This window comes from Micromonospora sp. FIMYZ51 (assembly GCF_038246755.1).
Lineage (GTDB): Bacteria > Actinomycetota > Actinomycetes > Mycobacteriales > Micromonosporaceae > Micromonospora.
This window is the reverse complement of the sequence record NZ_CP134706.1, coordinates 2,535,438-2,558,040: the sequence shown is the minus strand read 5'-3', so window position 1 is coordinate 2,558,040 and position 22,603 is coordinate 2,535,438. Positions and strand designations below refer to the sequence as shown.

Genomic DNA, 22,603 nt, shown 5'->3' with positions numbered 1-22,603 from the left:
CCTCCTCGTCGTAACTGACGACGCTTGCCGCCCTCGGCAGCACGGCGGCACCGTGCCGCGCTGCCGAGGGCGCTGGTCAGGGTCCGTTGGCCTGGAAGAAGACGTCGACCCAGTAGTTGTGCTGGGAGCTCCGGTTCGGAAACGCGCTCGGGCCGTACCGGTAGCGGCCACCGTTGGCCGACACCCGCAGTGGGCCGGTCACCAGCTCCGCCGACTGGAACGCGGCGAGGCTCACCGCGTAGCGCCCGGTCGTCGTGTGATACGACACGACGTACGTGGTACCGGCCGTGATCGGCACGGGTTCCGGGAACCGTACGCTCTGCCAACCGGATCCGGTCTCGTTCACGAAGGTCGCCGAGGTCAGCCGCTCACCGCTGGCGGACCAGAGCGAACCGGTGTGCACCCCGGTGTTGCCGCTGCCCTGCCAGAAACGGACCCCGGTCACCTTGCCGGCGACGTCGCTGCGGAAGGCGACGCCCACCTCCAGGGCGTCCGAGTCGTTCCAACTCGTCACCTGCGGTGCTCCCGAGCCGGTGAAGAGATTGACTCCGGTCGGTGGGCTGACCGGGCCGGACGGCGTCGGAGTCGGCGTGGTCGACGGCGTCGGACTGGCTGTCGGACTCGGCGGGGCCGACGACGTCGGGCTGGACGTGACCAACGGCGTCGCGGACGGCGTGGCGGACGGTGTCGGACTCGGCGTGGCGGACGGCGTCGGACTCGGCGTACGCGACGGTGTCGGGCTGGGCGGGGCGGACGGGGTGGGCCCCTCCCCGGGCTTGAACAGCGGATCCACCCAGTAGTTGGCGTTCTGGTACCAGTCCGTGGGGAAGCCCGGCGATCCGTACCGGAACACCCCGTTGCCGTTGCTCGGCGCGCTGAGCAGCCCGTTGGTCCAGGGCGTGTCGAAGAAGCCCGGATCGTAGGCGTAGTTGCCGTTGGGCGCGAAGTACGACACGACGTACGTGGTACCGGCGCTGACCGGGTACGGGTCGGCGAACGCGGCGGTCTGCCAGCCGAGACCGGACTTCGGCCCGAAGGTGACCTGCCGCAGTGGTTCGCCGCTTGTCGACCAGAGGGTTCCGGTATGTGCACCGGTGTTGCCCGGTCCCTGGTAGAAGCGCAGCCCGAGCACCGTACCGCTGACCGCCGCAGTGAACTTGACCCCCAGTTCGACCGCACCGCCGCCGTCGGACACCGCCGGGTTCGTCGGCACCGCGTCGGCCGCGAAGAGCCGCACCACCGACGGGTCGAGGTCGACGGTGAAGCTCCACTCGGTCGGCGGGTCGGACGCGTTGCCCCGGGTGTCCTCGGCGGTCACGCTTGCGGTGTAGCGCTGCGCCGACTGCAACTCCTCGGTGGGAGTGAAGGTCGCCGTCCTGGTGGACGAGTGGTAGGACGTGTCGCCCGCCACCGGATCACCGTCCGCGTCGCGGAGGGTGAACTGGATTGTCGACGGCGCGACCGCCTTGGAGAAGACCACCGACAGCGTCGAGTCAAGCGGTACGCCTGTCGCGTTGTCCACCGGAGTCGTCGCGACCACCATGGGCGGCGCGTCCTCGCTTGCCACGAACCGCACGTCCACGTAGTAGTTCGTGGCACTCGACGGGCTCTCCGGGAAGCCGGCACCGTACTTGTAGACGCCGTTGGGCTCGTCGAGCCTTGAGTGCGGCGCGATCAGCGGCCCGGCGAGGTGGTCGGCCAGGGAGAGGTAGTACTCGTCGGCGGCGTAGTGCCCGTTTGGCGCGTGGTACGAGGCCACGTAGGTGGTGCCGGCGGACACCTCGGCCGGCCTGCTGAAGGTAAGCGTCTGCCAACCGGTGCTGGTCTCGCCGGTGAAGGTGCCCCCCGCGAGCAGCCGGCCGCCCGCGGTCCAGAGACTGCCGGTGTGCGTACCGGTGTTGCCCGGTCCCTTGTAGAAGCGGATGCCGGTGATCAGGCCGTCCACCTGTGGCCGGAACCGGATGCCCAGTTCCACTGAGGTGGAGTCGTCGGCAGCGGCGGTCTGCGGCACCCGGGCGCCGAACAGCGTGCTCGGTCCGCTGAGATTGAACAGCCTGCTCTCCAACGCGCTGCCGATGTTGACGCTGTCGTCGATCGCGCGGACGTGGACCACCTGGGCACCGATGCCGGCGGTGTAGAACTCGTACTCCCAGTTGGTGGTGCCGGTGGCCGGGTGCCACGTGGTGCCGCCGTCGGTGGAGACCTCGACGCCCGCGACCCGGCCGCCGCCGGTGTCGGCGGCGGTGCCGCGGACGGTGACCTTGCTGCCGTTGGTGACCGTGGTGACCGCAGCCGGCGAGGTGATGGCGACCGTGGGCGCCTCGGTGTCGGTGGAGGAGGTGGCGGGTGCCAGGTCGGTCATCAGCGTGTCCGGCTGCACCCCCATGTCGCCGAACAGGTTCACGGTGGCCTGCTGCATCGGCCGGCTGACCGGCGACCGCACCCCGTCGTGGTAGGTGTCCAGGCCCCAGGCCCACTGAATGGTGCCGGCGGAGAAGACCAGGGCTCCGCTCGGGGCACGGTAGAGCGTCGCATGGTGGGTGGTGGTGCCGGCGGCCGTTTCGGAGCCGAAGTCCTGGAGGTACTCCGGGGTCGGTCCGACGGTGGTGGAGAGGCGGATCAGGCCCGGCGGCCGGAAGCCGTTGTCGAGGTCCTCGTTCGACTCGTAGCCGACGATGTGCGGGGCCAGGGTGGCGGTTCCGGTGGTGGGCAGCCCGGCGTTGCGCCAGAACCGGTACTGGCCCTGCTCGGCCGGCACCTGAAGCGGCAGGTCGGTGAAGTTGGCCATGTACGCGGTGCCGATAAGTGCGTTCTCCGGACGGCCGCCACCGTTTGTCGGGGTGCTGAACCGTGGATCGCGCCAGGTCCCGGTCCACTCCTGCGGGGTGTCCTCGATCCGTTCGTTGGCCCAGGTCTCCTTGTAACAGACCAGGGTGCGGTGTGGGGTGTCGGAGCCGTCCACGCTCGGCTCCCAGCGGGTGCGCCAGTAGACGTCGTTGCCGCTGAAGAAGGCGAGGCTGACTCCGGCGTCGCGGGCCGCCTCGACGTTCGCGCGTTGGGCGCCGGACCAGTATTCGTCGTGGCCGGTGGAGATGAAGACCTTGTGGTTGCGGATCAATGCGCCACGGCGGTCGGAGTCGACGCCGGTGGTGTAGCTGATGTCGTATCCGTTGCGCTCCAGGAAGCGCAGCATCGGATACTCGTTGCTGAACAGGAAGTCGCGACTGGCGTCGCGTCGGGTGGCGAACGGCCGGTTGTAGCTGATCTTGTGGGCCCGCCCGAGGGGCCCCGGGTAGAGGTTGGCCCCGCCGTAGGAGTTGTATGCCTGCCAGGTGGTGTCGGAGGTTTGGAAGAACAGATCCGAGGTGCTGGCGTCGTCGCGGATCACGAAGGTGATGTGGCTGGCTCTCCCGGTGTCCGTCCGGGTCAGCCGGGCGACGTAGACGCCGGACACCGCCGTGGCGGGCACGTTCCAGAACGCCGACACCGCCCAGTTGCCGCAGTCGACGAGATTGGTGCTCGGGTCGCTGACGCACTCGGGTTGCACCTGCGGCAGCGGCACCAGTGGGGCGAGCTCGGCGATCCGGCGCGCTCCGGCGCCGCCGTAATAGCCGAGCCGGTAGATGTCGATGCGGTAGTCCGTCGCATCGGTTTTGATCTTGAAGTCGATCCGCTCCCCCAGGTTGACGCTCATCTCCGTGGCGAAGCCCTGAATGCTCTCGTCGTCCCCCCAGGGAACATCCCACATCGCGCTGGGCGTGCCCTCCTTGCTGTTCTCGCAGACGATCGGATTCAACACCGGATTGCACGGATCGATTTCTTCGGCCGCCGACACCGCACTGATCGCCACAGATCCGGCAGCCACAATGGCGCATGTCGCAGATACCGCCACAATTCGACGGAATCGCCTCCCCAGGCCCCCACTCATGATTCACTTCTCCCGTCGTCGCCCCAGCCACGACCAGGCATTTTTCAGCCCAGCTAACTGGGAGTGACGGTATAGATGCAAACTACCGGACCACTCCGCCAAACGGATCGTTCCGCCGGGAAAACGATGATCAGCCCACCTGTTCGGACCAATCCCACCATTTCGCAACCGGTAATTCCGCTACCGGCTGTCGGCTATCAGGCCGCGAACCAGCGGGTGGTTGAGGTACGGACGGTGCGTCGCGGGTGGGTGAAACGCCACACCGCACCGGTCGCGCCGATCATGAGCGGCAGCAGCGTGGCGAAGGTGGTGAAGCTCAACGAGTCGAACGTGAACCCGACGGCTACCGCGACGACCTGGGTCGAGATGAGCGCCGCGCAGAGATGCCGGTCCTCCGCCCGGGTCGCTCGCCGTAGCGCGACAATGGCCAGCGCGATCGCGGCCAGGTGCAGCGCGGCGAGCACGGCCACGCCGACCAGGCCACCGGCGAGCGCCTGCGCGAACCACTGGTTGTCGAGATACTGATACTGCGGCCAGACCCAGGTGCCGATCCCCCGGCCGAGCCAGGGTCGCTCGACGAAGTAGCTCTGCACCATCTCGTACCGATCGGTGCGGGCGGTCACGCTCGGATCCTCGGAGGCGCCGGCGAAGAGCCCGATCACCGTGTTGATGAGGCCGGGCTTGAGGAACATCAGGGCGGCCAGCAGACCGGCCCCGATCATTGCCATGTTGTACCGCATCCGCCAATTCCAGACCGGCACCATGACCAGCAGCATCAGGCCCGCCGCCAGGAAACCGGTCCGGGAAACCGTCGTGGGAATCGCCGCCGCGATGAGCAGGGCGAGAATCACGAAACGCTGCCTGTCCTTTCGCTCGGGGGCGAAGCGGGCGAAATGAATGGCAAAAGGCAGGCTCATCGCCATCACCGAACTGAATTCGATGTAGTGCAGAGTGGTGCTGGCCACCCGGATGCCGGAACCCCGTATCTCGAAGCCGGGTACGAAGCCTTTCGGCTCAAGCCCGGGCACCATCAGATAAACGGTGACATCGGTCCAGAGGACGAATTGCAACAGCCCGACCACGGCCATGAACCCGGCACACCAGACGAACACCCGGAAGACCAGCCGTAACCGGTCCCAGTTCGGCAGCCCGTCGGCGACCACAAGCACCACACCGGCGAACGCGGCGACGTAGAGCATCGCCCGGTCAGCGCTGTTGGCCTCCATCGTGGTCAGACCGCGCAGGAAGCCCACCGCGTAGGACAGGATCGCCCAGAGCAGGTAGAGCAGCACCACCCAACGCATCGGCTGAGGCCCCACCATGGACAGTCGTGGACTGCACCGCACCAGGACCCACCAGGCCGACAGCAACACCGCGATGATGAGCGCCGGCCGCCCCAGGTCGGTCATGTTTGGCACGATCAGTTTCGCCGGGATCAGCATGAGCAGGCAGAGCATCAGGCTGAGCAGCACGGCGGCGTCCACCCGGGCGTAGCGGCGCCGGGAGGCGTACACGCCCCTCGCGACGCTTGCCGGCTCGAGATCCGCCGGATGCAGGAGCGACATGCTCAACGGTGGTTGCCGCCGGTGCCCGGCGGCGGCCACTCGGTACGCGGCACGATGACGGTCGCGTCGGCGGGAACCGGTTCGAGCGCCACGGCACGGTCGTCCACGCCGGACTGGGCGCTGTTCCGGTCGGCCCAGGCGCTGCGCTGGTTCACCGGCGGGTCGGCGGGCGGCGAGTCGTGCCCGGGGCCCGCGCCGGTGGCCGCCGCGTGCCGCCCCCGCCGCCGCCGAATCATGGCGTCCAACAGCACGGTAAGCGCCGTGGTGAGCAGTACGCCCAGCCCGGCGATGGCGACCAGCGCCCGCTTGACCTTCGAGGTCGACTCGGTGACGTTCTCCCCGACGGTCAACCGGAGGGTGGTGATCGTCTGCTCGGCGGCGGCACCGTAGTCGGCCTGGAGGGCGGTCACGCTCTCGCCGAAGCGCCGGACCAGTTCCTGGGTGGTCGCCGTCGCCTGGTCCCTGGTGGGCGCGATGACCTCGAAGCTGACGATCGGCAGCGCCTGGTCCAGGGTGAGGGTGAAGGAGTCGGTGTATCCGGCCTCCTTGAGCGCCTCCACCACCTTCTGGTCCTGCACGGTGAGGATGGCCGCCTTGCCCAGCGAGGCGAGGCCGAGATCGAGCCACGGGTTGCGCGGTCGCGGGGTGCGGCGGTCGTCCTCCTTCGGGGTGACCGAGGGCGGCACGAGTTGGACATAGCTGGTCGCCACGTAATTGGGTTCTATCTTGACCGCGGCGAGAGCGGTGGCGGCGACCGTCAGCAACAGCAGCGGACCGGCGATGTACCACCGCCGGATCAGGAGTTTGGTCAGGTCCCAGAAGTCCACTACGTCCCTCTCAGCCCCAGGTACGAGGGCCGACGTTTTTCCCGGACGTGACCCACTCACGCCACCCATGCGTATCGCCAGCCCAGTGTCCAATCGGCATGCCCCTGGTGCAAGAAGCTAGCGGACGCCCGGAGTGGCAATTGGTCGCGTCGTCCATCTCAGCGGAGGTCAGGACCGCAGCCAGTCAGGAATACGACAGTCAATTACTGCCAGCTGGTTTCGAAATTGCGACAGTCCGGCGCCACCCGTGGGCGGCGCCGGACTGTTCGGGCGGTGGCCGATCAGCTGGTCGGCGTGATCTTGTAGATGTGGTACGAGTGCTCGGTGGCGAAGTGGTCGTGAATCATGCCCCCGCTGATCGGCACCGTCCGGTTCTCGAAGAGCACCTGCGCCTGGTTTCCGGTGACGCCTACCGGCAGGGTGAGCCCCTGGGTACCGGTGCCTCCGCTGCGGCCCGGCATCGCGAAGATGTAGTACGAACCGGCGTACTCCTTGAGCATGGTGTCGAGGCGGTGGTTGAAGGTCCAGGCGTACGACTGGGTGTTGAGCACCGGCGCCAGGCTCTTGATCCGCTTGTTCAACTCGGTGACCGTCGGCCGCACCGCCGCCCCGCACTCGTCGCGCAGCAGATGCTGGGTGATGCACGGTCCGCCGAAGTTGTGATTGAAGTAGATGATGCCCCGGGCCTCGTTGATCAGAGAGTTGATCACGGCGCCGGCGATCTGCGGCCCGGTGATTGTCGGTGCCGACGACTCCTGGGACGGATGGCCCAGCTCGACGAAGGCCCAGATCGGCTGGCGTTTGCCGTCCATCGCGTCGACCTGGCGCATCCGCTGCATGGTCAGGCCGTAGTTGGCGGCGCGTCGGCAGGTGCTCGCGGGGACCCCGATGCTGGGCCCCTCGGAGGCGGACAGGCAGACGTTCGGATCGGTGTACCAGTAGATGTCACTGGAGAACAGCGACGTGTAGCTGTTGACGAAGTGGCTGGCCTCGCTGTCGGTGTTCCAGAACATCACGCCCTTGCCGAAGTTCGCGTACCGCATCCGACCGTCCCCGCTGGGCAGCTTGGCGGAGAGCCGGCGCAGCACGTCGAAGCCGCAGTCGAGCTGGGCACCGTGACAGATCTGCCCCTCACCCGGAAAGTTCCCGGTCCAGGTGCCGGTGCCGGGCCCGGCCCACATGTCGGCCTCGTCGATGATGTCCCATGCCGTCGTCTCGGCGCCCTCGCCCGGCACCTCGGGGTCGACGATGGCGAACATGCCGTTGCGCCGGACCAGGGACAGGTCGGAGTTCGAGGTCAGGACGACATAGGTGTTCAGCCCGGCCTCGCGATCGAGATCGACATCGTGCTGGGTGAGCACCGACTCGAACCACACGGCGACCGGGAAGAAGTTGTGGTTGGTCCAGCCGGCCGCGTTGGCCACCGGGAAGTCCGCGTAGTAGGACGGCCCGCCCTCCCAGGCGACCCGGGGCAGGTGCAGCGCCTGGCGGACCGGCGAAGTGGCCGTGGGCGTGAGCGTGGGCGTGGGCCCGGGCGTGCCCGTGGGTGGTGGCGTGGTGGCCGTGGCCGTGGGCGTGCTGGGTGCCGTGGTCGGGGCGACCGGCGCGGGCGCGAAGACCACATCCACCCAGTAGTTGCTCGCCCGGTACGTCTCGGTGGGAAAGCCCGACTCGCCGTACGTGTAGACACCCGCACCGGAGGTGGTCATCAGCGGGCCCGAGCTGATCTTGTCGGTGAAGTATTCCTCCGACACCCGGTACCGCGTCGTGTGATAGGAGGCGACGTAGACCTCGCCGGCCTTGATCGCGACCGGGGTCGGCAGCCGCACCTCCTGCCAGCCGGAACTCGTCTCGCTTGTCGAGGTCGCCGTGGCCAGCCGCTGACCTGCGGTCCACACGCTCACCGGGTGGGTGCTGCCGGAGCCCGCCGCCTTGAGGAACCGGACGGCGGTCAGGGTGCCGTCGGTGGTCGAGGTGAAACGCAGCCCCACCTCGACCGGGGTGGAGTCCGGATCGGTAGGCACGCCGGAGACGTCCGCGTCACCGAAGAACGAGTAGGTGGTGGCCGCCGCAGCGGTGCCCCAGGCGCCGAGCGCCGACCCGAGCACGACGATCACGGCGGCGGCGACCGCGGTGATGAACCGGCCGCGCCGCGCGCGGCCGGCCGGCGAAGCGAGGTACGGGTACGCGAGGCGAAGTGGAGCAGCAGCGGGGGGATCTGGGCTATCCACGATATGGCGCCTTTCCGGTCAGGTATGCGCTGCCGCCGCCGACGTGCCCTCGGCGTGCTGCCGCGGTCGAGCCGGGGCCCGCCGAATGCGAGCGGCGGCCCGCGTTTTGCTCGTCATTGCTTATGACGGCTAACGACGACCGGTGGTCCGCCGAGATGTTCGTCCGGCGAAATTAAGCGGTACTTAACGAATTTCCGGCTTACCCGTATCGTTCCCTTGACGGCGAAAACACGAGGGCGGCTCGGGGCTACCGGCGCACCCGTACCGACTCCGGTCGCCCCCAACCGGAGCGTGCGCTCCAGCCCGGTGCGCGCCGCTTCGCCTCGGCGAGCAGGATGATCACGACGTAGCAGACCGCCGCGGGCAGCAGCCCGGGCGACCGGAGCAGCACCTGCCGCAGCCAGGACCAGGAACGCGGGCCGGGCACCGGGTCGGCGGCCACGCCGTACTCCGGTGACGCGGCCCGCAGGAAGCGCCAGAACTCCACGTTCCCCTCTCGCGCCCGGGCCACCCGGCGGACCAGGTCCGCGGTACGGCGTGGCACCCGCACCGGGACCGAAGCCGCAATTTCCACCTTCTCGTGCGCGCCGACGACCGCGTCCAGGAACATGTCGTCCGCGATGAGGTCGGGAAAGCGCGCGAAACGCGACCGCGCCTCGGCGGAGAGCGCGATGATTCCCCGGCCGAACAACCGGTTACGAAATACCGGAAGCCGGGCGTTCACCGCGTAGTACGCCCGGACCGGCCAGGCGCTTCCCGAGGTGTCGAGCACCGGCCGGGGCACCGCTGCGGCGATCCCGGGACGCCGGACGGCGGCGGCGAGATCGTGTAACAATTCCGCCGTGAGCGGGACATCGGCATCGGTGTAGATCCGCACGTCACCGTCGACCAGCTGCTCAGCGGCATTCAGCGCGGCAGTCTTGGACGGGATCGGTATTTCCAACACGTGTACGCCGAATGAACGAGCAACCGCCGCGGTGTCATCGGTGCAGCCATTGGCCACGACGACGATCTTCAAATCATGGCTGGAATGTGAAGAATTCGACAGTTGGCGCAGCGTGTCGGCGATCCCCGCGGCCTCATTGAAGGCCGGCATGATGACATCTATTCGCACTCGCCGATAGTGTCAGTCCGCACCGTGGACAATCAACCGACCAAAGGGCCAGGATACGACCCAGAGACTGAAACACGACATTCGCTTGCCACGTGGTCGCAGCTTTGGCCTCGCTAGGATGCTGTTTCGTGTCATCCGATGCGAACGGTTCCGTTTCCGGAAACCGGATAAAACTGTACGGGATTGACTTTGATCCTCTTCACGAGAAGGACGTGATCCGGCACGTCATCGCCGAGATCAACGCGGGCCGGGGTGGGCAAATCGTCACCCCGAACGTGGATATTCTTCGCCGCACCCGGCGGGATCACGAAGCCCGCGCGCATGTGGCATCAGCAAACGTGGTGGTGGCCGATGGCAAGCCCCTGATCTGGGCCAGCCAGCTGGCCGGAAATCCGCTACCCGCGCGCGTACCCGGTGCGGATCTGATCTGGAGCCTGACCGCCGCGATGGCCGAGCAGAACCGATCCATCTACCTGTTCGGTGGCGCGCCGGGCACCGCCAGCCGGGCGGAGCAGGCCATGCGCTCCCGGTTTCCCGGACTGCGCATCGCCGGACACCTCAGCCCGCCGTTCGGCTTCGACACCCGCCCCGACCAGTTCGAGGCCGCCTGCGCCAGCGTGGTGGCCACCGCGCCGGACGTCGTCTATGTCGGGCTCGGCTTTCCCAAGCAGGAAAGGGTGATCGCCCGGCTGCGCGGCCTGCTGCCGGGCACCTGGTTCCTCGGCTGCGGCGCGGCCATCGGCTTCGTGGCCGGCATCCATCGGCGGGCTCCGCTGTGGATGCAGCAATCAGGACTCGAATGGATGCACCGCCTGGCCAACGAGCCGGCCCGGCTGGCCCGCCGTTACCTGCTCCACGACGTTCCCTTCGCGCTGGAACTCCTGGCGGTGATCGCGCTGCGCCGGCTGCGCCGCCGCAGCGCCGAGCCGGCCGCAGACCTGCCGCCGACATCCGACCGACCGTCCGCCCCCACCGGGCCGGCAACGCCGCCAGGAGAACAACCATGAGCCGCCCCGACGTCTGCATCGTGATCGTCTCGTACAACACCCGCGAGCTGACCCTGCGCTGCCTGCGCGAACTCCTGGCCAGCCGGACCCCGGACGTCCGCTTCGACATCGTGGTGGTCGAGAACGCCTCACAGGACGGCTCGGCGGACGCCATCGCCGAGCAGTTTCCCGAGGTGCGACTGGTCCGGCTGACCGAGAACGTGGGCTGGGGGCGGGGCGTGAACCGGGGCGCGGTCGCCGGGGACAGCGACTACCTCCTGCTGATCAACCCGGACACCGTACCCGTCGGTCAACCGGTCGCCGACCTGATGCGATTCGCCCGGCAACGACCAGCGCACCGCATCTACACCGGCCGGACGCTGCACGCCGACGGCACCGACGACGGGCACTCCTGCCTGGGACTGCCCAGCCTGTGGAGCCAGTTCACCTTCGCCACCGGCCTTTCGACGGTGTTCCGCCGCCGCCACTGGGCCAACCCGGAGAACCTGCCCGGCTACGACCGGCGCTCGGTCCGGGAGGTACCGGCCGTCTCCGGCTGTTTCCTGCTCATCGAACGCGCGCTCTTCAACCGCCTCGGTGGCTTCGATCCGCAGTTGTTCCTCTACAGCGACGACATCGACATCTGCACCCGCGCTGGCGCACTGGGCGCGCGGCCGGTGCTCTACCCCGGCGCGACCCTGATCCATGTCGGCGGTGCCTCGTCCAGTTCCGACGGGCAGCGGCTGAAGATCCTCCGCGGCAAGGTGACGTACCTGCGCCGGCACTGGTCACCGGCGCGGTCCCGGCTCGGGGTCGGCCTGCTGGTCGCCGGGGTCGGGCTGCGGGCCGTCGGCAAACGGCTGCTCGGCACCGACCGTGCGCGCGGAGTGAACTGGGTGAACCTCTGGCGGCAACGCGGCACCTGGGTCGCCGGCTGGCCACCGGTCGACGAGCCCCGCCCGCCACACGACCCCGACGGCGTCCGACCGGACCGCCCGGCCGACGCCAGCCCGGTCGGCTGACCAGGACACTCTGAGCGGTCTTCACGGCTGCGCATTTCGCGGCATATTGCGGCTTTGATAGCGATATGGTCGGGTCGATGATTGAGTCCGCGACGCCGACATGAGGAAACTCCTCGCCGCCACGCTCGGGATCCTCTCCGCGGTCGGCGGTTTCGTGGACATCGGCGACCTGGTCGCCGCCAGTCAGGCCGGCGCACGCTTCGGCATGGCGCACAGCTGGGTGCTGCTGCTCGGCGTGGTGGCGATCTGTGCGTACGCCGAGATGGCCGGACGAATCGCGGCGGTGACCGGCCGGGCGGTGTTCGACCTGATCCGGGAGCGGCTCGGCGCCCGGGTGGCACTGCTCAACCTGATGGCGTCGTACGTGGTCACCGTGGTCACCCTGGGCGCCGAACTGGGCGGGGTGGCGCTGGCGCTGCGGCTGGCCAGCGGAGTGCCGTACCTGATCTGGGTGCCGGTCGCCGGGGCGGCGGTCTGGTTGGTGCTGTGGCGCATCCGGTTCCCGGTGATGGAGCGGGTGTTCGGGCTGGCCGGTCTGACGCTTGTGGTCTTCGCCGTGGCGCTGTTCTGGCTGCCGACCGACTGGGCGGCGCTCGGCCGGGGCGCGGTCACCATCGACGAGGCCGGACAGGGCTGGGGGGCGTACTGGTTCGTCGCGGTGGCGCTGTTCGCCTCCACGGTCAGTCCGTACGAGGTCTTCTTCTTCTCCTCCGGCGGCGTGGAGGAACGCTGGAGCGCGGCCGACCTGGCCGACGCCCGGTTCAGCGTGCTTGTCGGGTTCCCGATCGGCGGGTTCCTCGCACTCTCCCTGATCGCCACCGCGACAGTGGTGCTGGGCCCCGCCGGCCTGACCGTCACCGGTCTCGAGGAGGTCGCCCATCCGGTCGTGCTGGCCTTCGGCGGAGTCGGCCTGGCCATCGCGGCGCTGGCGTTCTTCGCGGTCACCTTCGGCGCCGCGCTGGAGACCGGGCTGTCCGCCGCGTACACCGCCGCGCAGTACTTCGGCTGGCAGTGGGGCAAGCGGGTCAGCCCCCGTGAAGCGGCCCGGTTTCACACCGTGCTGCTGGTCAGCGTGCTGATCGGGGTGCTCCTGCTGCTCACCACAATCGACCCGGTGGCGCTCACCGAGTACATGCTGATCATCAGCGCGGTGGCGTTGCCCCTGACGTACCTGCCGATCCTGGTGGTCGCCAACGACCGCACGTACCTCGGCGACCGGGTCAACGGGCGCTGGCTCAACACGCTTGCCGCCGCGCTGCTGCTGATCATCCTGGCGGCGTCGATCGCCGCCGTACCGCTGGCCATCGGCACCAGGATGGGACAGTGAGGATCGAGGTGAGCCGCGAGTTGCTCGACCGGCAACTCGTCGACCGGCACGGTCGGCTGATCGGCAAGGTCGACGACGTGGAGTTCGCGCGGGACGCGGAGGGCAACTTGTACCTGCGGACGCTGCTCAGCGGTCCGGGCGCGCTCGGGCTGCGGGTCGGCGGCCGGCTCGGCCGGATGCTGGTACTTACCGCCGAACGGTTCGTCACGGACCGGCCGCTGGCGCCGCTGCGCATCCCGTACTCGCTGGTCGCCCGGGTCGACAGTGCCGTGTGGCTGCGGATCCGGGCCGATGAACTACCCACCTCACCGGTGGAGGACTGGCTGCGCCACCACCTGATCGACCGGATCCCGGGAGCCGGCCGTGCGAGCGGGTGAGCTGCTGGGCCGGACCGCGTACGACGACCAGGGCCGACGGCTGGGTCGGGTGGTGGACCTGGTCGTCCGCGGTGCGCCCGGCGGACCGCTGCGGCTTACCGACCTGGTCGTCACCCGACACTGGTACGGCCGGTTGAGCGGGCGGCTGATCGGCTCCGAACGGCACCCGTCCGGCCCGTGGGCGATCCGCGCGGCGGCCCGACTGCTCGGCCGCAGCACCATCCAGGTGCCGATGCACCGGGTCCGGCTGGAACCGCCGCTGCCCGGCCTGCCCGGGCCCGAGCCACCCGCACCGGGTCAGGAGAGCGTGGCCGGCGAGGGCTGACCCTCCGCCGGATCCTGCCCCGCCGCCGGGTCCCGGTCCGCAGCCGAGGTCGCTTCCGGATCCTCGTCCGACTCGGCCCGCTCGGCGTCACGGCGCAGCCGGATCCCGGAGATGGCCCGGTCGTCGGCGTGGGTGACCTCCAGCCGCCAGTCGTCGACGGTGACGTGCTCGCCGAGCGTGGGAATCCGGCCGAGCACGGCCAGCACCAGCCCGGCGACCGTGGTGTAGTCGCCCTCCGGGCGCCCCGGCAGGTCGACACCGATGTCGGGCAGGTCGTGCATCGGGAAGGTGCCGGGCAGCAGCAGCGAACCGTCCGGCTCGGTGCGCACCTCGCGTACGTCCCGGTCGGTCTCGTCGTAGATCTCGCCGACGATCTCCTCCAGGATGTCCTCCAGGGTGACGATCCCGTCGACCGCGCCGCGCTCGTCCACCACCAGGGCCATGTGCTGACGCTCCGCCTTGAACTGGCGCAGCGCGTCCACCACCGGCACCGAGTCCGGCAGCAGCATCGGCGGCCGGGCGTACTCGTCGACCGGCTGGTCGTCGCGTACGCCGACCAGGTCCCGCAGGTGGATGACGCCGACCGCCTCGTCCAGGCCCCCGTGCCGGACCACCGGCGCGCGGGAGTGCCCGGAGGCGGCCAGCACCAGCCGGGCGGCCTCGGCGGTGGTGCCGCTGTCCAGGCAGAAGACCTGGAGCCGGGGCACCAGCACCGCGCGCAGCTTCCGTTCGGCGATCTCCACCGCACCGGCGATGATGGTCTGCTGCTCCTTGGTGAAGCCGTGGTGGCCGGCGACGATGTCGCGCAGCTCGTCGGGGCTGATCTCGTCCCGCTCGGGCTTCGGGTTCAGGCCCACCATCCGCACCACCAGGTCACTTGTGGCGCTCAACGCCCAGACCGCCGGGCGGGTGAACGCGGCGAGCAGGTCCAGTGGGCGCGCGACCAGCAGCGCCCAACGTTCCGGGATCTGCATCGCGATCCGTTTCGGCGCCAGCTCACCGAAGACCAGGGTGAAGAAGGTCAACGCCAGCGTGACCAGCACGATGGCCGCCGGTTCGGCGGCCCGGCCGAACACGCCCTCAAGCAGCGGCACCAGCGGCCGGGCCAGGGACACCGCAGCAGCCGCCGAGGCCAGGAACCCGGCCAGGGTGATGCCGATCTGGATGGTGGCCAGGAAGCGGTTCGGGTCCCGGGCCAACCGGGCCAGCACCCGACCGGCCCGGCCGGTACGTTCCAGTCGCTGCACCTGGCTGTCGCGCAGCGACACCAGCGCCAGTTCGCTGCCCGCGAAAATCGCGTTCACCACGATCAGGACTCCGACCAGGGCCAGCTGACTCCAGTAGCTCTGCACGCCCGGTTCTCCCTCTCGCTGGACCGCGCCCGGTGGCGCCGCCAGCGGCTCCCGCCGGCGTGCCGGTGCCTATGCCCATTCGCCCCGTCCGTGAACCATCTCCCGACGGGCACCTACGCCACCGGCCCGGAGGGGTCAGGGTTTGGTGTGCGAGAGGGGGGTGCTCGGCAGATCCAGGACGTAGGAGTGGCCCTCGCGGCGGAAGCCGAGACGGTGGTAGTACGGGGCGATCATGCCCGGCGGGCTGACCACCCGGCGGAAACCACGGTCGGTGAACAGACTGCTGCGCCGGTAGACGAACTCACCCGGGGTGAAGTCCCGGAACGACGGGGTGACGTAGTCGAGATCGATCTGCGCGACGCCGGCACCCGCGTCCCGGGCCAGCACCACGCCGACCACCTCGTCGGCGCGGACCACGAGGTAGGCCGACCGACCCGGCACCGGGCCGGGCCGGAAGCCCGGGTTGAACCGGGCGATGTCGGCGGCGTGCACCCGCAGCGTGTGCGCCAGGAACGCGTCGTCGGGGCCCACCTCGACCACCTGGTAGGTCTGCTCGTCGTGCCGGGTGGTGAACAACCGCCGCAGATACCAGAGGTTGATCACGGCGAGCACCACGTTGAGCCCCACCATGGGCCACACCTGCACCGCCGCGTTGTAGCCGATCAGCACGAGACAGCCGACCAGGTTCAGGGCACGCAGCCGCAGGATGCGCGTCTGTAGCAGGGACCAGACCAGCAGCGCCGAGCCGGCCCAGCCGACAAGTTCCAGCCAGTTCACCCCGCGAGGGTAGTCGCCGCCCTGGTCAACGGCGAGGCGGGTGGCCACCGACCGGGCCGGCGGACCGGTCAGTCGGGCAGTTCCAGGACGTACTCGTCGACGTCGTGGCCACGAGCCGGGGCGTACGCCCGATCGGTGTCGCGCACCACGAACCCGCACTTGCGCAGCACCGCCAGCGAGGCGGCGTTGTCGGTAGCCGTTCGGGCGTACAGCGGCCGGTGGGTGACCTCGCGCAGCAGCGCGGCGAGCGCGCGGGTGGCGTACCCGCGAGACCACCGGGACCGGTCGATCCAGTAGCCGACCTCGGTCCGGTCGCCCACCGGAAAGGCCAGCACGTGCCCGACCACCTCGTCGTCCACGGTCACGGTCCGGGCCACGATCCGCGGATCGGTCAGGATGCGCACCCAGTGTGCGGCGAACGCCCGCCGGTCGGTCGGATCCGGTGCGCCGAAGGCCGCCATCCGGTTGGCCTCCGGATCGAGTTGCTGGGCGAAGAACTCCACCAGGTCGTCTTCGCCGACCGGACGCAGGCGCAGGTCGTCGGGCACCGGCCGACCATACGCGGCCAGGTGCGCAAGCGCCGGCCCCACCCACCGGAAGCGGTGCTCGCCACCAGCCGCGTCCGGCGGGGGACCTGTGGCCCCTGCCGGATCGGCCTTCGGCCCTGCCCCGGTGGTCCCCGGCGCTGTTATCAACAGGTCAGAGGCAGTTACGGCGAATTGGAGGCCGGGCCATGACCAGGTACGTGTACGACTTCATCGAGGGCGGCCGAGACCTGGCCGACCTGCTCGGCGGCAAGGGCGCCAATCTGGCCGAGATGACCAGGCTCGGCTTGCCGGTGCCGCCCGGCTTCACCGTCAGCACGGAAGCCTGCCGGGCCTACCTGGCCGGCGAGGGTGTGCCAGAGGGCCTCTTCGACGAGGTAAACGCCCACCTGAGGGAGATCGAGGTGCGGCTGGGCCGGCGGCTTGGCGACCCGGTCGAGCCGCTGCTGCTGGCCGTCCGCTCGGGCGGACGCTACTCGATGCCGGGGATGATGGAGACGATCCTGGACATCGGCCTCAACGACGCCACCGTGACGGGTCTGGCCCGGATCAGTGGCGACGACCGGTTCGCCTGGGACTCGTACCGGCGGTTGATCCAGATGTTCGGCCGCACGGTGCACGGCGTACCGGCCGAGGAGTTCGACCGGGAGCTGACCGCGTTGCGGGCCACCGCCGGTGCGGACGGGCCGACGGCGGAACAGCTGAGCGGGCTTGTCGAGACGTACAAGAAGATCTTCGCCGACCGGGTCGGTCATGACTTCCCGCAGGCGCCGCACGAGCAGCTGTACCTGGCGATCCGGGCGGTCTTCGAGTCGTGGAACGCCGAGCGCGCGGTGCTCTACCGGCACCGCGAACACATCCCGGACGACCTGGGCACCGCGGTCAACGTGATGGCGATGGTCTTCGGCAACCTGGGCCCCGATTCGGGCACCGGCGTGGCGTTCACCCGCGACCCGGCCACCGGCGCTCCCGGTGTGTACGGCGACTACCTGCCGGACGCCCAGGGTGAGGATGTGGTGGCCGGGATCCGCAACACGGTCGGGCTGGACGAGCTGGCCCACATCGATCCGGCCAGCTACCGCCGGCTCACCGGGATCATGACGACGCTTGAGCGGCACTACCGGGACCTGTGCGACGTGGAGTTCACCATCGAGCGGGGACGGTTGTGGATGTTGCAGACCCGGGTCGGCAAGCGCACCCCGGCGGCGGCGTTCGTGATCGCCGCGCAGCTGGCCGACGAGGGTCTGATCAGCTGGGACGAGGCGTTGACCCGGGTCACCGGGGCGCAACTGGCCCAATTGATGTTCCCCACCTTCGACCCGGACGCCACGCCGGAGCCGCTGGCCACCGGGGTCGGCGCCTCGCCCGGGGCAGCCGCCGGTCGGGTCGTCTTCGACAGCGCCGCCGCCACGGCGGCGGACGGGCCGGTGATCCTGGTGCGCCGCGAGACCAACCCGGACGACCTGCCGGGCATGATCGCCGCTGCCGGGATCCTCACCGCCCGGGGCGGCAAGACCTCACACGCCGCAGTGGTCGCCCGGGGCATGGGGCGCACCTGCGTGTGCGGGGCGGAGGCGCTGGAGGTCGACCCGGAGCGCGGCGAGTTCCGGGTCGGCGAACGAACGGTCCGGGCCGGCGACCTGATCTCCATCGACGGCACCACGGGCCAGGTGTACCTCGGCGAGGTTCCGGTACGGCCCTCCCCGGTGACCCGCTACCTCGCCGGTGACCTGGCACCGGAGTCCGACCGGCTGGTCTCGGCCGTGGACCGGCTGCTGCGGCACGCCGACGCGGTGCGGCGGCTGGGCGTACGCGCCAACGCCGACACCCCCGCCGACGCGACGCGGGCCCGGGCGCTGGGTGCCGCCGGCGTCGGGCTGTGCCGTACCGAGCACATGTTCCTCGGTGCCCGGCGGTCCCTGGTCGAGCGGCTGATCCTGGCCGACGGCCCGGACGAGACCGCCGCCGCGCTTGCCGAACTGCTGCCGTTGCAGCGGGCGGACTTCGTCGCGATTCTCGCCGCGATGGACGGCCTGCCGGTCACCATCCGGTTGCTCGATCCGCCGCTGCACGAGTTCCTGCCCGCGCTTCCCGAACTGGCCGAGCGGGTCGCTCGGGCCCAGGCGCTGGGGCAGGACCCGGGCCGCGACGCGGTGCTGCTGGCCGCGGTCCGCCGCATGCAGGAGAGCAACCCGATGCTGGGCCTGCGCGGGGTCCGGTTGGGTCTGGTCGTGCCGGGGCTGTTCGCGATGCAGGTCCGGGCCGTCGCGGAGGCGGCGGCGCAGCGGGTGGCCGAGGGCGGCGACCCGCGCCCGGAGATCATGGTGCCGCTCGTCGTCGACGTGCGGGAACTGGCCGCGGTACGGGCCGAGGTGGCTGACGTGCTGGCCACCGTCGCCGGTGCCCCGCCGATCCCGATCGGCACGATGGTCGAGACGCCCCGGGCGGCGCTGACCGCCGGCCCGATCGCCCGCCAGGCCGAGTTCTTCTCCCTCGGCACCAACGACCTGACCCAGACCACCTGGGCGTTCTCCCGGGACGACGGGGAGGGCTCGTTCCTCGGCGACTACCTGAAGCGGGGCATCGTCGAGGCGTCACCGTTCGAAACCGTCGACACCGCCGGGGTGGGCCGGTTGATCCGGCTGGCCGTGACCGAGGGCCGGGCCGCGCGTCCGGAACTGACCGTGGGTGTCTGCGGCGAACACGGCGGCGACCCGGAGTCGGTGGAGTTCTTCGCCGAGGCGGGACTGGACTACGTCTCCTGCTCGCCGTACCGGGTGCCGATCGCCCGGTTGGCCGCCGGCCGGGCCGCTGTGGTTCCCACCTGCGCCGGCTCCGACGCTCGATAGGAGGTTCCGAGATGACTGCGATCTTCAACGCCACCGGGCCGATGCCGCTGGTCCCGCCCCGGCCGTCCGCCGAGGCCGCGCGGCCGGCTCCCGAGCCGGCGCAGCCGGTCGCCGAGGCACCGCCGGCTCCGGTCGGCCCGGTGCTGCCGCTGCCCGGCACGCCGCCCGCCGCGCTGGTGCCGGTGACCCGCGACGGACGCCCGATCGGCGTCTTCGTGGCCAGCGACGGGGAGGTCCGGTACCGGCCGCTGCCCGACCCGGACCGGCTGCTCGTCGCGACGGCCGCGGTGCTGGCCGCCGGGTTGGTCACCGTCGGCGTCGCGGTGCTGGGCCGACGCCGGCCACCCGCGATCGGCACGTTGACCATGGGACCGGGCGGCTGGGTCAGCCTCCGTGGCGTGCGCGCACCGGCTCCGCAAGCACCCCGACCCTGGTGGGCCCGACTGCTGCGGGCCCGACGGCTGGTGGTCAACGGGTGACGGGTGCACCGAGTGCCCCGCCGGTCCCCCGGGACCGGCGGGGCCGCCGCCGGTTGCCGGGGCCGGGGCCTGCGGGACCACTGCCGGTTGCCGGGGCCGCGGGGCCGCCGCCGGTTGCCGGGGCCGCAGGGCGTGAAGATCACGGCAGGGCCGTTGGTCCCGGGTCACGTGGGCGGATCGCCCCTGCCGGTCGCGGTCGACCCGGGCGAGGCTTGGGATGACAGCGGGCGTGCCGTAGGGGCGGCCCGGCGGACGGGGTGGAGCGGCCGGTGACCGGACAGGTCCAGTTCGCGGGCGGAAACGTACGCACGGAGGCCGTCGAGACGGCGGGACAGGGCGTCGGGCTCAGTTCGGCCGAGGCGGCGCGGCGGTTGCGCGTCGACGGGCCGAACGTCGCCGCCGCACCGCCCCGCCGGCACCTGGCCGGCCGGATCCTGCGGCAGCTCACCGATCCCCTGGTCGCCCTGCTGCTGGCCGCCGCGGTGGTCACCACCGCGCTGCGGGACTACCCGGACACGGCGGTGATCCTGCTCGTCGTCGCGGTCAACACCGCGATCGGGGTGGTTCAGGAGGTACGCGCCGACCGGGCCATCGCCGCGCTCGACCAGCTCGCCGCGCCGACCGCCCGGGTGGTCCGTGACGGTCAGGACGAGGTGCTGCCCGCCGCCGAACTGGTCCGGGGCGACCACGTCCGGCTGGAGGCCGGTGACGTGGTGCCGGCCGACCTGCTGCTCGACGCCGCGAACCGGCTGACCCTGGACGAGTCGGCGCTGACCGGCGAGTCGGTCTCGGTGGACCGCGCGGTCGGCGACGACGCCAGCGCCGGCACGGTGGTGACCACCGGTCGGGGCGCCGGCACGGTGCTGCGTACCGGGCCGGCGAGCGCGCTGGGCCGGATCGCCACCCTGGCGGCCACCACCCGACCGGCCGCCACGCCGCTGCAACGCCGCCTCAACTCCCTCGGCCGGATCCTCGGCCTGGTCGCCGTCCTCCTCTCCGGGCTGGTTTTCGCCGTCGGCGTGCTCGGCGGGCGGCCGGTGGTGGACATGGCGGTCACCGCGGTGAGCCTGGTGGTGGCCGCCGTGCCGGAGTCGCTGCCCGCGGTCGTCACGCTGGCCCTGGCGCTCGGCGCGCGTCGGATGGCCGCCGCCCGGGCGATCCCCCGCCGGTTGCACGCGGTGGAGACGCTCGGCTCGGTCACCGTGATCGCCTCGGACAAGACCGGCACGCTCACCGAGGGTCGGATGGCCGTACAGCAGGCGGTCACCGCCGACGACGCCCAGTTCACGATCACCGGCAGCGGGTACGCCCCGCACGGTGCGGTGCACCGGGACGGCGTCCAGGTGACCGCGCCGGACGAGCTGCGCCAGCTGGCCCGAGCCGGGCTGCTGTGCAACGACGCGACCCTGGCCCCGCCGAACGACGAACGGCCGGCATGGGGCGCCGTCGGTGATCCGTTGGAGGCGGCGCTGGTGGCCTTCGCCGCCCGATGCGCCCTGGACCCCGAGGCGACCCGCCGGGCCTGGCCCCGGATCGCCGAACACCCCTTCGATCAGCAGCTGCGCCGGATGACCACGGTGCACCGCTCCTGTGACGGCCGCTACCTGGTGGTGTGCAAGGGTGCCCCGGAGAGCGTGCTCACCGCACCCCTGCTCGACGCCACCGCCGACGAGTTGGCCACGCTGAGCGCCGCCGCGCACCGGCTGGCCGCCGACGGGCTGCGGGTGCTCGCACTGGCGGTGGCCCTGGTCGACACCCCGCCCACCGATCCCGCCCGACCGCAGGGACTGCGCCCGGTGGGACTGGTCGCGGTCGGTGACCCACTGCGCGCCGGTGCGCCGGACACCGCCGACGGCCTCGCCGACGCCGGGGTTCAGCTGATGCTTGTCACCGGCGACCACCCGGCCACCGCGGCGACGATCGCCGGTCGACTCGGCCTCTGGCGCGAGGGCGATCCGGTGGTACGCGGCGACACCGGCGATCCCGCCGACGCGCCCCCGGCCGCGCGGGTGTTCGCGCGTACCCAGCCGGAGCAGAAGCTCGACATCATCGCCGGGTTGCAGTCGCGGGGGCACGTGGTGGCGATGACCGGCGACGGGGTCAACGACGCGCCAGCGCTGCGGCGGGCCGACATCGGCGTGGCCATGGGTGGCGGCACCGAGGTGGCCCGCCAGGCGGCCGACCTGGTCCTGGTCGACGACGAACTGTCGACCGTGACCACCGCGATCGGCGAGGGACGCCGGATCTACGACAACATCCGCCGGTTCCTGCGCTACGCCCTCTCCGGCGGGCTGGCCGAGATCGCGGTGATGCTGCTCGGGCCGCTGTTCGGGCTGCCCGTGCCGCTGCTGCCGGCACAGATCCTCTGGATCAACCTGCTCACCCATGGCGTGCCGGGAGTCGCCCTGGGTGCCGAGCCGGCCGAGCCCGGGACACTGCGCCGGGCACCGCGCTCGCCCCGGGAGTCGGTGCTGGGCGCCGGGCTCGGCCGGCAGATCCTGGTCACCGGCGCGCTGATCTCGGCGGTGACGCTCGGCGCGGGCGTACTCGCCGCACGGTGGGACCGGCCCTGGCAGTCGGTGGTGTTCGTGGTGCTGGGCCTCGCCCAACTCGGGGTGGCGCTGGCGGTCCGGGCCCCCCGGCCGGCGGGCGCACGGCGGAGCAATCCGGCGTTGCCGCTGGCCGTGGCCGCCTCCGCCCTGCTACAGGTAGCCGGGGTGCTGGTGCCGCCGCTGCGGGAGTTGCTCGGCACCGAGGCGCTCAGCGCGGTGGAGCTGCTCGCCTGCGCCGTGGTGAGCACCCTGCCGGGTCTGGTGCTGTGGCTGAGCCGGCAGATCGGCGCCCGGAAACGGCGGTGCGGGTCCGTGACACCGCCCGGTGAGTCAGGCTGACAACGGAC

General features: G+C 70.9%; 16 protein-coding genes. 8 read left to right on the top strand and 8 right to left on the bottom strand.

The genetic code is table 11. The features are described from left to right. Window positions 1–76 precede the first annotated feature (76 nt). From QQG74_RS12430 to QQG74_RS12410, 5 genes are all read right to left on the bottom strand, one after another. A complete protein-coding gene (locus QQG74_RS12430) occupies window positions 77–3,850 on the bottom strand; it encodes a DUF4082 domain-containing protein (protein ID WP_341720441.1) in 3,774 nt (1,257 codons plus the stop codon). A 275-nt stretch (window positions 3,851–4,125) separates the two neighbouring features. Then, entirely contained in the window at window positions 4,126–5,493 is a 1,368-nt protein-coding gene (locus tag QQG74_RS12425) for an O-antigen ligase family protein (protein ID WP_341720440.1), read from the bottom strand. A gap of 2 nt (window positions 5,494–5,495) precedes the next feature. Beyond that, window positions 5,496–6,320, bottom strand: coding sequence for a hypothetical protein (locus tag QQG74_RS12420; RefSeq protein ID WP_341720439.1), 825 nt, complete (start codon window positions 6,318–6,320; stop codon window positions 5,496–5,498). Window positions 6,321–6,601: 281 nt separating this feature from the next. Beyond that, window positions 6,602–8,551, bottom strand: coding sequence for a DUF4082 domain-containing protein (locus tag QQG74_RS12415; RefSeq protein WP_341720438.1), 1,950 nt, complete (start codon window positions 8,549–8,551; stop codon window positions 6,602–6,604). A 247-nt stretch (window positions 8,552–8,798) separates the two neighbouring features. Further along, window positions 8,799–9,647, bottom strand: coding sequence for a glycosyltransferase (locus QQG74_RS12410; RefSeq protein WP_341720437.1), 849 nt, complete (start codon window positions 9,645–9,647; stop codon window positions 8,799–8,801). Window positions 9,648–9,877: 230 nt separating this feature from the next. Here QQG74_RS12410 and QQG74_RS12405 point away from each other — a divergent pair, with 230 nt between their 5' ends. From QQG74_RS12405 to QQG74_RS12385, 5 genes are all read left to right on the top strand, one after another. Next, the gene (locus QQG74_RS12405; RefSeq protein WP_341720436.1) at window positions 9,878–10,672 is read left to right on the top strand and encodes a WecB/TagA/CpsF family glycosyltransferase; all 795 of its coding nucleotides are present in this window, start codon (window positions 9,878–9,880) and stop codon (window positions 10,670–10,672) included. Then, complete coding sequence (locus tag QQG74_RS12400; RefSeq protein WP_341720435.1) at window positions 10,669–11,673, top strand: glycosyltransferase family 2 protein; 1,005 nt, start codon at window positions 10,669–10,671, stop codon at window positions 11,671–11,673. The genes QQG74_RS12405 and QQG74_RS12400 overlap by 4 nt, the downstream gene beginning before the upstream one ends. Window positions 11,674–11,773: 100 nt before the next feature. Further along, window positions 11,774–13,000 (top strand): divalent metal cation transporter, encoded by a 1,227-nt coding sequence (locus QQG74_RS12395; RefSeq protein WP_341720434.1) that lies wholly within the window; start codon window positions 11,774–11,776, stop codon window positions 12,998–13,000. After that, window positions 12,997–13,377 carry a hypothetical protein gene (locus tag QQG74_RS12390; RefSeq protein ID WP_341720433.1) on the top strand — a complete coding sequence of 127 codons (381 nt, stop codon included), beginning with the start codon at window positions 12,997–12,999 and terminating at the stop codon, window positions 13,375–13,377. The genes QQG74_RS12395 and QQG74_RS12390 overlap by 4 nt, the downstream gene beginning before the upstream one ends. Beyond that, a complete protein-coding gene (locus tag QQG74_RS12385; protein ID WP_341720432.1) occupies window positions 13,364–13,702 on the top strand; it encodes a PRC-barrel domain-containing protein in 339 nt (112 codons plus the stop codon). The genes QQG74_RS12390 and QQG74_RS12385 overlap by 14 nt, the downstream gene beginning before the upstream one ends. Here the strand turns inward: QQG74_RS12385 and QQG74_RS12380 are convergent. From QQG74_RS12380 to QQG74_RS12370, 3 genes are all read right to left on the bottom strand, one after another. After that, a complete protein-coding gene (locus QQG74_RS12380) occupies window positions 13,675–15,054 on the bottom strand; it encodes a hemolysin family protein (protein ID WP_341720431.1) in 1,380 nt (459 codons plus the stop codon). The genes QQG74_RS12385 and QQG74_RS12380 overlap by 28 nt on opposite strands. Window positions 15,055–15,189: 135 nt before the next feature. Beyond that, entirely contained in the window at window positions 15,190–15,831 is a 642-nt protein-coding gene (locus QQG74_RS12375; RefSeq protein ID WP_341720430.1) for a hypothetical protein, read from the bottom strand. 68 nt (window positions 15,832–15,899) lie between these two features. Further along, window positions 15,900–16,379, bottom strand: a complete 480-nt coding sequence (locus QQG74_RS12370) for a GNAT family N-acetyltransferase (RefSeq protein ID WP_341720429.1) — start codon at window positions 16,377–16,379, stop codon at window positions 15,900–15,902. 185 nt (window positions 16,380–16,564) lie between these two features. Between QQG74_RS12370 and ppdK the strand changes: the two genes are divergently transcribed. From ppdK to QQG74_RS12355, 3 genes are all read left to right on the top strand, one after another. Continuing rightward, window positions 16,565–19,225: a pyruvate, phosphate dikinase gene (gene ppdK / locus QQG74_RS12365; protein WP_341720428.1), complete on the top strand. Its 2,661-nt coding sequence runs from the start codon at window positions 16,565–16,567 to the stop codon at window positions 19,223–19,225. Window positions 19,226–19,236: 11 nt separating this feature from the next. Next, complete coding sequence (locus tag QQG74_RS12360; protein WP_341720427.1) at window positions 19,237–19,704, top strand: hypothetical protein; 468 nt, start codon at window positions 19,237–19,239, stop codon at window positions 19,702–19,704. Window positions 19,705–19,973: 269 nt separating this feature from the next. Then, window positions 19,974–22,595: a cation-transporting P-type ATPase gene (locus QQG74_RS12355; RefSeq protein WP_341720426.1), complete on the top strand. Its 2,622-nt coding sequence runs from the start codon at window positions 19,974–19,976 to the stop codon at window positions 22,593–22,595. The last annotated feature ends 8 nt before the right edge of the window (window positions 22,596–22,603 follow it).